General features: G+C 26.0%; 15 protein-coding genes, 1 other RNA gene and 1 pseudogene. 1 reads left to right on the top strand and 16 read right to left on the bottom strand.

The features are described 5' to 3' along the window. Positions 1–27 precede the first annotated feature (27 nt). The 16 genes and pseudogenes from HMPREF0078_RS03580 to HMPREF0078_RS03515 all read right to left on the bottom strand — a co-directional run bounded on the left by HMPREF0078_RS03580 (position 28) and on the right by HMPREF0078_RS03515 (position 11,966). On the bottom strand, positions 28–456 hold the full coding sequence (locus HMPREF0078_RS03580) for a hypothetical protein (RefSeq protein ID WP_004838749.1): 429 nt from the start codon (positions 454–456) through the stop codon (positions 28–30). Next, entirely contained in the window at positions 453–1,409 is a 957-nt protein-coding gene (locus tag HMPREF0078_RS03575; protein ID WP_004838748.1) for a TIGR01212 family radical SAM protein, read from the bottom strand. Before HMPREF0078_RS03575 ends, HMPREF0078_RS03580 begins: the two co-directional genes overlap by 4 nt. Next, positions 1,402–1,758: a DUF1292 domain-containing protein gene (locus HMPREF0078_RS03570; RefSeq protein WP_004838747.1), complete on the bottom strand. Its 357-nt coding sequence runs from the start codon at positions 1,756–1,758 to the stop codon at positions 1,402–1,404. The genes HMPREF0078_RS03575 and HMPREF0078_RS03570 overlap by 8 nt, the downstream gene beginning before the upstream one ends. Positions 1,759–1,760: 2 nt before the next feature. Further along, positions 1,761–3,161 carry a zinc-binding metallopeptidase family protein gene (locus HMPREF0078_RS03565; RefSeq protein ID WP_004838746.1) on the bottom strand — a complete coding sequence of 467 codons (1,401 nt, stop codon included), beginning with the start codon at positions 3,159–3,161 and terminating at the stop codon, positions 1,761–1,763. Between the two features lie 12 nt (positions 3,162–3,173). Continuing rightward, complete coding sequence (locus tag HMPREF0078_RS03560; RefSeq protein WP_004838745.1) at positions 3,174–3,920, bottom strand: peptidylprolyl isomerase; 747 nt, start codon at positions 3,918–3,920, stop codon at positions 3,174–3,176. Between the two features lies 1 nt (position 3,921). After that, positions 3,922–4,464 (bottom strand): S1 RNA-binding domain-containing protein, encoded by a 543-nt coding sequence (locus tag HMPREF0078_RS03555; protein ID WP_004838744.1) that lies wholly within the window; start codon positions 4,462–4,464, stop codon positions 3,922–3,924. A 111-nt stretch (positions 4,465–4,575) separates the two neighbouring features. Beyond that, positions 4,576–4,713: pseudogene (locus tag HMPREF0078_RS09330) on the bottom strand (RNA-binding protein); the annotation flags it as partial. A 30-nt stretch (positions 4,714–4,743) separates the two neighbouring features. Next, positions 4,744–5,595, bottom strand: a complete 852-nt coding sequence (locus tag HMPREF0078_RS03550) for a YitT family protein (RefSeq protein ID WP_004838743.1) — start codon at positions 5,593–5,595, stop codon at positions 4,744–4,746. A 138-nt stretch (positions 5,596–5,733) separates the two neighbouring features. Next, positions 5,734–6,642 (bottom strand): kanamycin kinase, encoded by a 909-nt coding sequence (locus HMPREF0078_RS03545; protein ID WP_229028441.1) that lies wholly within the window; start codon positions 6,640–6,642, stop codon positions 5,734–5,736. An 11-nt stretch (positions 6,643–6,653) separates the two neighbouring features. Further along, a complete protein-coding gene (gene ptsP, locus HMPREF0078_RS03540; protein ID WP_004838741.1) occupies positions 6,654–8,363 on the bottom strand; it encodes a phosphoenolpyruvate--protein phosphotransferase in 1,710 nt (569 codons plus the stop codon). A gap of 59 nt (positions 8,364–8,422) precedes the next feature. After that, positions 8,423–8,683 carry an HPr family phosphocarrier protein gene (locus tag HMPREF0078_RS03535; RefSeq protein ID WP_004838740.1) on the bottom strand — a complete coding sequence of 87 codons (261 nt, stop codon included), beginning with the start codon at positions 8,681–8,683 and terminating at the stop codon, positions 8,423–8,425. 56 nt (positions 8,684–8,739) lie between these two features. Next, positions 8,740–9,747 (bottom strand): LacI family DNA-binding transcriptional regulator, encoded by a 1,008-nt coding sequence (locus tag HMPREF0078_RS03530; protein WP_039920481.1) that lies wholly within the window; start codon positions 9,745–9,747, stop codon positions 8,740–8,742. Positions 9,748–9,797: 50 nt separating this feature from the next. After that, positions 9,798–10,241, bottom strand: coding sequence for a hypothetical protein (locus tag HMPREF0078_RS03525; protein WP_004838738.1), 444 nt, complete (start codon positions 10,239–10,241; stop codon positions 9,798–9,800). A 10-nt stretch (positions 10,242–10,251) separates the two neighbouring features. Beyond that, positions 10,252–10,827 (bottom strand): YtxH domain-containing protein, encoded by a 576-nt coding sequence (locus HMPREF0078_RS03520; protein ID WP_004838737.1) that lies wholly within the window; start codon positions 10,825–10,827, stop codon positions 10,252–10,254. Positions 10,828–10,903: 76 nt separating this feature from the next. Beyond that, a non-coding RNA gene (gene ssrS / locus HMPREF0078_RS08990) (6S RNA) lies at positions 10,904–11,072 on the bottom strand. Between the two features lie 33 nt (positions 11,073–11,105). After that, positions 11,106–11,966 carry an RluA family pseudouridine synthase gene (locus HMPREF0078_RS03515; protein ID WP_004838736.1) on the bottom strand — a complete coding sequence of 287 codons (861 nt, stop codon included), beginning with the start codon at positions 11,964–11,966 and terminating at the stop codon, positions 11,106–11,108. Between the two features lie 60 nt (positions 11,967–12,026). Here HMPREF0078_RS03515 and HMPREF0078_RS03510 point away from each other — a divergent pair, with 60 nt between their 5' ends. Further along, positions 12,027–12,812, top strand: coding sequence for an NAD(+)/NADH kinase (locus HMPREF0078_RS03510; RefSeq protein WP_004838735.1), 786 nt, complete (start codon positions 12,027–12,029; stop codon positions 12,810–12,812). Positions 12,813–12,870 lie beyond the last annotated feature (58 nt).

Genomic DNA, 12,870 nt, shown 5'->3' with positions numbered 1-12,870 from the left:
AAACCGTCTCTTAGAGACGGCTTATATTTAATCTAATAATTTTGTTTCGTGAATTTCTGCATCAAGAGATTCAGGTATATCACTTGACTTACAATCTAGGCCAAGATAAACATCTACATTACATTCATTTGAAAGTTTAGTTAAGTCATCTGAAAGTTTCTCAATATTTTCACTATTAATATCAATTATATCGTAGATACCATCAATATAAATTTTTCCAATATCATAATCTCTTGCTAATATTCCAGCTATAAATCCTCTAAAAGATTCTACAGAATCTATAAAAAAGTTTGAAGCATCAATTAGTCTTACAGAATGGTCAAGTGAATAAATTTGTTCATTATCACTATCAACAAATACTATATTTGTGTTTCCTTTACCTTTTTCATCATTAGCTTGGTCTATTAACCATTTTGTTTTTCCACTTCCTGATGGTCCTAATACTAAATAAATCATTTCATCTCTCCCTTTAATTTTTTATATTCTTTTTGGCAACTCATATCGCCTTGAAAAATATTATTTTCGTTCATATAATCTATAATTTCATCTCTAATCATCCACCATGAACAGTTCCAATTACAAAAAACGGAATCTTCTTTAGGTGCTCTTCCTACAAGTCTTTGTATTGCTATATCCTTATTAATATATCTCAAAAACAAAATAACATTTTTTTGATAATCTTCTTTTGAGGGCATTTTAAACTCATTGTCTTGATACATCATTTCAAGTTTTGTATTTTTTATTACAAACAAGGAATGAATTTTAACCTCTTTTACTCTAAGTACATTAATAATCCTAGCAGTTTCAATTATATCTTCATCATCATCCCAAGGAAGTGATAATATAACATGAGTACAAATCCTAAATCCATATTCATTAATCATATTGCAAGCTTTTATAAAGTCAGCCAAATCTTCACATCTATTAAGAATCTTTAGAGTTTTATAATTTGCAGTTTGTAAACCCAATTCTATGATTATATCAATCCCTGTTTTTTTTGAAAAATCACTTAAAAAATCTAATTTTTTATAAGTTATACAATCACTTCTAGTTGATATTGATATAGCTACAATATATTCTTTGTTGCAAGCTTCAATAATATTTTTGAATTTTTCGAACTCTACATAAGTATTTGAAAAGTTTTGAAAATAAGCAATGAACTTTTTTGCTTTATATCTACTACCTATATAATTTTTATTTATCTCTAATTGCCTATCGACTGTCAAAAATGAAGGTAAGTTTTCAAAACTTCCCCCACTTTCAGAGCAAAAAATACATCCTTTTGTACTTTTTTCTCCATCTCTGTTTGGACAAGATAAAGATAATTTTACAGGTAGTTTATATACCTTTTGTCCATATTCTAGTTTGTAATATTCTGATATAGGAAAATATGGTAAATCCCTATTCATTTAAATCACTATCTTCTAAATCACTTTCGTATTCACTTACAATCTCATCAATTGTATCGTAATCCCAATAATGTGAAAATAAATGATATATTTCATCAAGTTTATCTTCATCTTCTAAAGAATTTAATTTGATTTCTCCGCTTTCTTCATCCTCTAATTCATACAAGAGAATAATAAGTTCGCTATTTTCAGAATCAACTAAGGCTATATAATCAACGCCATCTACAGAAAATATATCAATTAAATAACATTGAATAGGATTCTCATCCAATTGCAATTCAATTATTGCTTTTCCTTCATTTTTTTCAAACTCAATTTCATGATTATGAATTTCTAATTTTTTTGACATCTTCACTCCAAATTTTTATTTAGTTTAAATAAAACTTCCTTAATTAAAGAAAAAGTTTTTAAAATATCTTTAAAATCACAAGCAGAATTTATCATATCCACTTGTTTATATTTTACCCCAATTGATATCATATTAACATTAAATTTATAAAAAATCAGGTTGCAGTCTAAAGAATATTGTGTTTTTATTATCTCTAAATTGCTCTTATATAAATAATCATATGTATCTTTAAATATAAGAGCCAGATCATTTTCTTTGTTTTGCCATGAAGGAATTGATAACCTATTTGTAAATTCTCCTCCATTAATATCACTAGCGAGCTTAGTTTGTTCTAACATTCTGCTTAAACTTTCTTCAGATAAGGATCTAAAAATCATAACAGCATTTAATTTATAACTTGAAGTTCTTACTTTTGTTAATACCGAAGAAGAGATTGTAGTTTTTGTATTACTATCTACAGAAAATGTTCCATTTAATGATAATTCAACGAAAGAAGATATGTGATTGTATGATTCTTGAGTCATTGGATAAAATTTTAATTTATCTATTTTTTTAATTTCAAATTTTAAATTTGGTTCAATTTTTAAATTTGCAGTTAAATATTCGCTTTCAAATAAATAAAATACATCCAATAAATCATTTTCGAATTCATTTTTACAAACTAAGTCTACAAAACAATAAGATGGTGTTTTGTCGTGCTTACCTCCGCCTTCAATATTAATTACATCTAAATCAACTTTTGATTTTATTTTTCTAATAAAAGTCATCAACATTTTTATTGTATTTTTGAAAACATTATTGAAATCATTAGAAAAATTATCGCCAGCTATATTTTTAAGACTTATTCTATAAATTAAATTATTTTCTAAGAAACTTTCTTCGTCAATTTCTTTCCTATTTATAGGAATTCCAACTGTACTAATCGTATGTGAAGCGAAACTTTCTGCTATGCAATCAGATTCATTTAAATTTAAATTAATAATATTTTTTGATCTTATAACGGATCTTAAAACAGAAAAATCTTTATTATAATCATTTATATAATTATTTGTTAATAAAATATCAAAATTATTTATACCTTCTTCAAGTAGCATTGTTATCGATAAAATCCCGCTTATTTCAGTTGGATTTAAATTTGTTTCAAATGAAAAATCTTCATCTTCCTTAATTTTAATAAAAGAAGATTGGTTTATTTTATCACTAATATTTAGGTGTAAAACAGCTTTCGAATTTTCATTTTTTATATAATAACAATCATTTATTAAAAGTATAACTAATTTTCTTTCCTTAGCTTTTGACAAAACAAATTTTATAAGTGATTTTTTATCATCAATTACTTTAATATATTCACTTAAATCTTTTGAAATTGCCCTTAGCTTATTGGAATAATTCGACTTTTCCATAAAATTTCCTTCTTAGTAATATTTTTTAACTTCTACCTTCTCTTTGATTTTTCTTGTTTTTTCTAAATATTTTTCTTGTCTTTTTATCATCAAAAGTGTATCATGAATTCTATCTTTTATTTCATCAAATTCTGGTAAATACTCATCATGTGTATGGTCTAATTTTATTATATGATAACCAAATTGTGTCTTTACTGGTTTTGAAATTTCTCCCTCTCCTAGTTTATCAAGGGCTTCTTCAAATTCTTTAACCATAGTTCCTTTAGGAAATTCTCCCAAATCTCCATTTTTTGAACCATTATCTTTTGAATATTTATTAGCAGCATCTTCAAAACTTAAACCATCATTTATTTCATTTAAAATATTTTTGGCACTTTCTTCATCATCTACTAAAATATGACTTGCTCTGTAAGATTTTGGTTTTTTTACTACTTCTTTATTGTTATCATAATAATTTTTAATTTCTTCGTCGCTTACTTCTATGCTTTCAAATAATTTGTGCATTGCATAATTTTTGAGCATATTTTCCTTTGTTATTTCTAACTCTTTGGTAAATTCTTCATCTTCGTCTAGTTTATTTTCTAATGCATCTATATACATTAATTCTTGATTAACTAATTCGTCTGTAATTTGATGAATTCCTTGTGGATTCAAAAATTGTTGTCCACCTTGCATTTGTGTAATAAAGCTTACAACTTCTTTTTGACTAATTTTTTTACCATTTACTTCTGCTAATATATCGTTATTTTTTTCTGTCATTTTACCTCTCCAATAATTGTATTTTTTTTGGATAAATCTTAATATATTTATCTTTATAAAGCCTACCTATAGCTCTTTTATAGGCAGATTTTGAAAATCCAAATATTTTATAAATCTTATCAGGAGATGACTTATCTCCCAAATTTAAGAAACCATTATTTTCTTCTAAATAATCTAAAATTTTTTGACAATCATCATCTATTTCAAGATAAGACCTTTTTCTATTAGATAATTCAATTTTTCCATCTTCTCTTACTTCTTTGACCCTTAATTTCAAAAGTTCTCCCTCAATATGAACTCCATTTAATTCTTTAATTCTTATTAACGAGTCAAATTGATTATTAATTGCAATGAAAGCTCCTATATTTTTATTTATAGAATAAATTCTTCCTTCAACAATATCATTTTCTTTAAAATCATGGTCAAACGATAACATATCTCTAATTTTGCTTGTAAGAATTGGCATATTTTGATCATCTATGATAAGTCCAACTGGATAAGTCATATCTTTTATAACTCTATAAGTTTTCTCACTAGCTGGCATTAATAATTTTATTTTATCTTGGTATAAAAAATATGCGCCATTTTTTTTGACATCTATACACTTTAGACTATATATTTTTCCACTTTGAATATCAAGATTTAAGCTTGCTCTTAAAGTATTATTCTTGTCAAAATAAATATATGTCTTTATTTCATCGCCTTGTTTGTATTCTTTTACTTGATTTTTATCAATTACAGCATCGCCATACTTTGTTTGTATGTATGCCTTATTTTTATTAAATCTTTTTATTTTTAAATTTTTAATTTAAATCACTCCCAATTATTCAAAAACTTGATATGTAAATCCTTCTCCTAGCACTTCTGATATAGCATGAGTAAAAACAAATGCATTTTTGTCAATTTTTAATATATCATCTCTAATAGGTATGTATTTTCTAAAAGGAACTACAGTTAGTATTATATTTCTTTCTTTATGAGAAAAACCCCCTTCTGCTTTGTAAAGGCTTACTCCTCTTCTATATTTACCCAAAATCATTTTATTAATTTCATCACTATAATCACTAATAACAGTAATGGCAATTTTTCTTCCTAATCCTTGTATGAAATAATTAAAACCAAATGATTGAATAATAACAGATAAAACCGCATACAAAGCAGTTTCTACTCCAAATTCTTTGACTGCCATCAAAACTACAAGAGAGTCAATTATAAATAAAGATTTTGCTACCGTCATATTAAAATATTTATTTATGATTGCAGCAATTATATCTGTTCCTCCAGAAGATGCATCATTAAAAAAAATACAACTTAAAGAATAAGATACAATACCTGCACCAAAGAATACGTTTATTATCAAATCATCAGTTAAAATTGTTTGTGGAAAATATCTTTCAAAAAACATTATAGCCAAAGAAATTATTGATGCAGACAAGACCGTCTTTTTTCCAAAATCTTTTCCCATAAGTAAAAAAGCCATAATAAATAAAATTATATTTAAAATTAAATACCATTGTCCAACCGTGAAAAAATTAAAAAGTTTTGCCATAATTAAAGAAATTCCAGTAACACCACCTGGTGCAATATTATGTTGAACTAAAAAAAAATATAAGCCGAATGCTAATAATATTGAATTAAATCCAATATTAAAAACTTTTTTGAAATTTTTTACCATACTATCTTTCCCTTTTGTAAATATTTATATAAATTTTATCATATTTTTTAATTTTCTACAATAAATGGAAATTCATTTTTTATTTCAAAAAAAATTAAAAGGCTAAGAAAATATACTTTCTTAGCCTCTTTATAAAGTTTATTTTGCCCATGTAGGAATGATTTCTGAAAAATTATCATACATATTTAAAATAGCTTCGATTTCTTGCTCATTTAAATACGGTTCTTTTTTATCTCTAATATCAACCAAAGATTCTAGAATATAATAAACTTGATAGAAACTTAATAGCCTATAAAATTTTCTTGAAATCACTTCATCGTTATGATAAGAATCAAGAACTCCTTTGGCAAATTCAGGATATTTTATAGCAATTTTATTTATATTTACAAAATCACTAACTCCATCGCCAATTTTAATTTCTTTTAGACCTCTAATATCAATTTCTCCATCATCAAATATCCTAATATTTTTTTCACTTATATTTTGATACAAAGAATTAAAGGCAGTATTTTTGCATATATATTTATTTGAAGTCAAATAATCAATCAAAATATAATCGTTATTATCATTAATCTTATTTAACCCATGCCTATAAAGTAAGAAATTGACTTTTGTATCTACATTTTTATACCAATCAAATCCATCATACTCATCAATTTTTTTGATATGAATATTTTTTAGAATTTTACCAAATTTTATACCAATATTATATATTTCATCTTTTTTAAGCTTATCTAAATAATCTCCCAAGGAAATTTCATCCCTGTACTCAAATATTTTGTAAGATTTGTTAATATCTGGCATTATTCCTATTTCAAATAAATCCAAAGTATCTAATAAATCTATACTTTTTAGATAATTATTAATAATTTCTTCTTTTTTTAATTTATCAAAATCATCCATCGAATACAAACCCAAAACATAAGATTTTTCATTTGAAATCACTCTAATTTTATTAGATGAAATATCTTCAATTGAAGATATATTTTTAATTTTATCTGTAAAAAATTTGGTTCTTTTAATAATATCTAGAGATTTATCATTCATTTTTTTATCCATTAATTATGTTTTTCTATTGACTCCTCAACATCTTTAACATCTTCTAAATCTAAAATAGTTAAGGCAAATTTTTCTTCTTCTTTAAAATTAGAATTTAAAATAATATCTTTAACTTTTGGAAGTTTTGAAGCTGAGCCTGAAAATTCGTCTAATCCAAGTCCTAACAATAGTTTTGTTGCCTTTGTATCTGAGGCAAATTGTCCACACATTCCGGTCCATTTTCCAGCTTTGTGACTTTCATCAATAACATGTTTAATAGATCTAATTACTGCTGGATTGAAATTGTTATAAATATCTGAAATATTTTCATTTCCCCTGTCACAAGCTAAGGTATATTGAGTGAGGTCATTTGTTCCTATTGAAAAGAAATCAGAATATTTTATTAATTTATCTGCCATAATAATTGAAGCTGATGTTTCAACCATAATTCCAAGATCTATGTCTTTATTATAAGCAATTCCCTCTTTATCTAGATCTTTTTTCAATTCTTCAAGGATTATTCTAGTTTGTTTTATTTCATCAGTTGAAATTACAAAAGGAAGCATTATTTTTAAATTTCCATAAGCTGATGCTCTTAGTAAAGCTCTTAATTGGTCTTTAAAAATATCTTGGTGGTCTAAGCAAAACCTAATTGCTCTGTAACCTAAGAATGGATTTTCTTCTTTTGGGAAATCATAATAATCAAGTCCCTTATCTCCACCTATATCTAAGGTTCTTACAACCAAAGGTTTTTCTCCAAGCATTTGTGTAGCTTCTTTGTAAACTTCATATTGTTCTTCTTCTGTTGGGAAATGATCATTTTCCATATATAAAAATTCTGTTCTAAATAAACCAACCCCATCGCAACCATGTTCAATTGCTACTTTTAAATCTTCAATATTTCCAATATTTGCAGAAACTTCACAAACTTTACCATCCAAAGTTTTAGCTTCTAGATTTTTAACTTTTTCAAGTCTTTGTTTTTCTTCTTTTTCCTTTTCAATTAAATTTTTATAATCTTCTATTTCTTTTTCGCTAGGATCTACAATTAAAATTCCTTGATTTCCATCAATTATTGCTAGCTCTTCGCCTTTAATGTTACTTGAAACATCTTGCATACCTACAAGTGCAGGAATATCTAAGTTTTGTGCAATTATTGAAACGTGAGAAGTTTTTCCTCCAAGGTCTGTTGCAAAACCCAAAACTTTTTCCTTATCCATATTTGATGTATCAGAAGGTGTAAGTTCTTTAGAAATAATAATGCATTCTTCATCTAATTTTGACAAATCTTTAGGTACAACATTTTTAATTTTGCAAAGAACTTGAAATCCTATATCTTTGTAGTCATCAGCTCTTTCTTTTAAATATTCATCTTCTAGAGCTGACATAACCATTACCATTTGCTCAACTGTTTCATTTGTTGCAAGCTCAGCATTTTTATTTTCATTTTGAATTTTTTCTTTGATTGTATCTACAAAATAAGGATCTTGTAATAATTCCTTATGAGCTCTAACAATATTTAAAACTTCTTCATTTTGTTCATTTTTTTCTTTGTAATCTAAGTCGTTGAAATAGGAACTGATAGCATCTTCTACTTTTTTGATGTGTAAATCTTTATCTTGATCACTAATATTTGACTTATCAATAACTAATTCTTCTTTATTAAATAGAAAAAGCTTTGCAATAGCAACTCCATTTGAAGCTATAATACCTTTTAGTTTATTAGACATATCTTAAATTTCCTTTCTATTATAAAAATATAGGGGTACTTGATGTACCCCTTAATTAATTATTCTGATAAGTTATCTATAAAATCAGTTAATTTATCTGCAAATGCTTCTTCGTCTTCGCCTTCAACTATGATACCAATTTCTGTACCTTTTGAAATTCCAAGACTCATAACATTGAAAATGCTTTTTGCGTTAGCTTCTTTTCCATCTTTAACTAATTTTACATCACCTGGGTAATTTTTTACAAATTGAACCAAAGATGCTGCTGGTCTTGCGTGAAGACCTGTTTCGTTAGTTACAACAATTTTTCTTTCTGCCATAATTGCCTCCTAAATTATTATATTATTATTTTAACATTTAAATAAGTTACATTCAACTAATGCTTTTTTGTACTATCTCTTTCTATTAATTGAGCATCCAAAACCCAATCATTTTCTAGTATATCTTCTTCGCCCCTTATTCTTTTAATCAAAGCTCTTATTCCTATTGCTCCTATATCATAATTTGGTATAGAAACTGTAGTTAATTTTGGTCTATATACTCTAGAAATTTCAAAATTTCCAAATCCTGCTACTGAATAATCTTCTGGAATTTTTATATTATTATCATAGCAATATGAAATAAATCCAACCGCAGTTTGATCGTTATAAAAGCTTATAGCACTTACATTTTCACTTTTAGCTTGAGATATAACTTCTTCCCCAATATTATACCCATCATCACTATTTTTTCCATCAGCTTCTATAATAATAGATTTTAAATTATTTTCATTAACAAATTTTTCATATCCTTTGATTTTTATATCAGTTAAATAATTATGTTCTTTTAAAGTAACGTAAGCAATATTTTCATGCCCTTGTTCATATAAGTATTTTGTTAATTCATATTCTTCTTTTTCATAATCTATTTTTACAGTATTTATTTTTTTGAAATCATGGAATTTATCTAATAATAAAAATGGTATTTTATTATCTCTCAATTTAACTAGAATTTCTGCAGAAATATCTTCACTTATCACTACAATTCCTTCAACTTGTTTTGTTGACAAAAAGTCTATTGCGTTTTCTAGAGAATTATCATCTCCATAAGTACTTGAAAGAATTATATCATATTTATACAAGTGACCAATTTCTTCAACACCTCTAATTAGTTGAGCCATATATTCAATTCCAATATCTTCAACTATTACACCAATTAGATTAGATTTTTTCATAACCAAACTTCTTGCTAATTCGTTTGGTTTAAAATCCAATTTGTTAATTGCATCTAGTACTTTTTTTCTTGCTTCAGGACTAACAGGTTTTGAATCATTCATTACTCTTGATACAGTGGAAATTGATACACCTGCAAGTTTTGCTACATCTTTAATTGTAGGTTGTGCCATATACGCTCCTTTCATTATTAAACAATAATAAAGACCATCAATTGATGGCCTTATCTTCCTGATATTACGCTTCTAACTATATCAAACACATCCATAATTAATGACGCATAATCATTTATTGAAGCAATTCCTTCTCCAAATGTATCAGTTGTATCTATTACGCTTTCTCCAAAATAGTTTACTGTATCTTTTATATCTACAGTTATATCACTTACATTAGAAATAGCTAGATTTGCATTGGATATAGCCATTTTTAGGTTAGGATCAGAAACTAATCCATTTACATTTTCTACTAAAATATTTGCTTGATCAACCAAGTTTGGTAGTTTATTTATTACATTATCTAAATTATCTTCATTTTTGTCAACAATTTTTTGAATAGATTGAACCAAACCTGATGCTTTTTTCAAAAACATAGCAAGAAATACAATAGCGATTATGCCTACTAATACTAAGATAATATCTCCTATTAATCTTAAATTTATGGTAACCATTATCTACTCCTTACTTATTTTTTTTATCTTCTGCTCTTCTTACTTCTCCAGCTTTCTTTTTAGTATCTTCTGCTACTTCTTTAACTTCTTCTTTGCCTTCTTTGACGTCTTTTTTCGCTTCTTTTGCGCCTTCTTTTGCAGCATCTTTAACGTCTTTAGCATCTTCTTTTAATTTTTCAGCTTCTTCTTTAACATCTTTTGCATTATCTTTTAGATTTGCTTTTGTTTTCTCATAAGTATCTTTAACTACTTTTTTTCCTTCTTCAAAGCCTTCTTCAATTGGTTGTAGTTCTGTATATGCTCTATCTTTAAAATCAACGTATGACTCTTTAGCACTTTCTACAAAATCATTTGTTGTATCTTTAACTTGATTAATTGTGTTATCAACAGAATTAACTATATCTTTTCTTAAATTTTTACCAGATTTTGGTGCAAGTAATAAACCAGCAGCAACTCCTGCAACAGCTCCAACCAAAGCTCCTTGAGCTCTCATTCTGCTATCGTGATTTTTCATTTTCCAAATTTCATATTTAATTTCTCTTTGTTTTCTTTGTGCTTTACTTTCAATATAATCAGCTATACTCATAATAACTCTCCTTATTTTTTAAATTTTCGTTCTTATAAATTTATACCCACTATTGGATAAAAACAACAAAATATAAAAAAAATCCAAGGCGGCCCTATTATTTAATACCTTCGCGTAAGTGAAGGTGGGTTTGCTGTTTGAAATATCTGACTTCCACTCAAAGGAGGCTTGCCATCAAAGTCAAAACTCCGCAATCCCTTATAAATGTTGTAGGTTTAAATTTGGACCTTGCCCCTTGGAATACCTTTATTATATATCATGAAAAGCATAATTGCAAATTAGCTATCGCTTCTTAAAAGGCTAGAATTTAAATAATTATCAAAATTTGGTCGTGATAATATCGTTATTTTTTCTCCATCTCTAAATCTTATAAAACTTACCTTGTATGAATGCAATAAAAACCTATCCAATTTGTATTTTGAACCATAAAGTTTATCTCCAATTATTGGATGATTTAAATTTGATAAGGAAATTCTAATTTGATGAGTTTTGCCTGTAAAAATTTTGCAATAAATCAAGGAAAATTTATCGTATAATTTTATATTTTTAAAATATGTTTTTATTTCATAGCCTTCATCTGCTATTTTCATTTTTTTTTTATTTTCATCATAATTTATCTTCAAAACAATTGTTTTATCTATTTCTAGATTTCCTTCTACAAGTGCCAAATATTCTTTATCAAAATCATTATTTTCTATTAATTTTTGGTAATATGCTTGGGCATAAGGATTTCTTGCAATCAAAATAATTCCTGATGTATTCATATCAAGTCTATTTATAAATCTAACTTGCGATTTTATATTATTTTTCCAAAAATAATAGCTAATATAATTTGCCAAACTTTCTTGACCTTTAGAATTTACAGTAAGATTTGCGTCTTTATCTATAGCAATTATATCTTGATCTTCATATAAAATTTCAAGCTCTTTATTTATCGGCTCATAATTAAGAATTTCATCTTCAATAATTATTTTAATATTATCGTCTGAATTTAATTTAATATTTTTTTCTATTTTTTTGTCATTAACCAAGATAGAATTTTTTATTATTTTTTTGTAAGCCCTATTTGAAATATTCCTATCTAGCAAGAATTTTTTTAAACTAATCTTTCTATCTGCTTTAAATTCAATATATGTCATTTTTTCCTCAAAAATTTTTTTATGTTATAATTAATTATATCTTAAGAAAGGTAAGTAACAATGAATAAAACGATTAATATTTTCAAAAATAAATCTAGATATACTAAAAATATTTATAATAAAACTAGAGCAATATTAAAAGATTTTGGATATGAAATTTCTAATAACTATGATCCAAACGCTTGCTTAAACCTTGTTATTGGAGGAGATGGAACATTTTTAAACGCTGTAAAGCTTTCAAAATTTTCTCAAATTCCTTTTATAGGTATAAACACAGGACACTTAGGTTTCTATCAAGAAGTAAATCCTGATAATATTGAAGATTTTGTAAGAAGATTATCTGAAAAAAATTATTATATGGAAAAACTTGCAATTCTCGAATCAAATATTGGTAATAATAAAATTAATGCTGTAAATGAAGTTGTAGTAAAAAGCAACAGAAATCAAATTGTAAGGCTTAGGCTTTTCATTGATGGAAATTTTATAGAAAATTTTTCAGGAGATGGTCTAATAATATCTACTCCTCATGGTTCAACAGCTTATAACTTATCATCAAACGGAGCAATTTTGCATCAATCTCTTGAGGGTTTTCAACTTACACCAATTGCGCCTATTTTTTCAAGTTTAAATAGGTCATTAAAAGCACCAATAATTTTGCCAAAAAATGCTGAAATCGAAATTAACGTCAGCAAAAGAGATAATTACCACACAGTTTTTTTGTTTGATGGCAAAGAATATAAGACAAATAGTTTTAAAATAAGCACAAGAATTTCTAATAAGGAACTAAAAAAGCTTATTTTAAATAAAAACCATTATTGGTCTAATATAAAAAATAAGCTTTTGTAATTTTTTATTATAATTATATATTCACAATAAAAATGCTTTGGATGTATTTTTTATACCA

Origin of the sequence: Anaerococcus vaginalis ATCC 51170 (assembly GCF_000163295.1) — a bacterium.
Classification (GTDB): domain Bacteria; phylum Bacillota; class Clostridia; order Tissierellales; family Peptoniphilaceae; genus Anaerococcus; species Anaerococcus vaginalis.
Note: the sequence above shows the minus strand (reverse complement) of the source record. Positions and strands in the feature narration are given on the sequence as shown.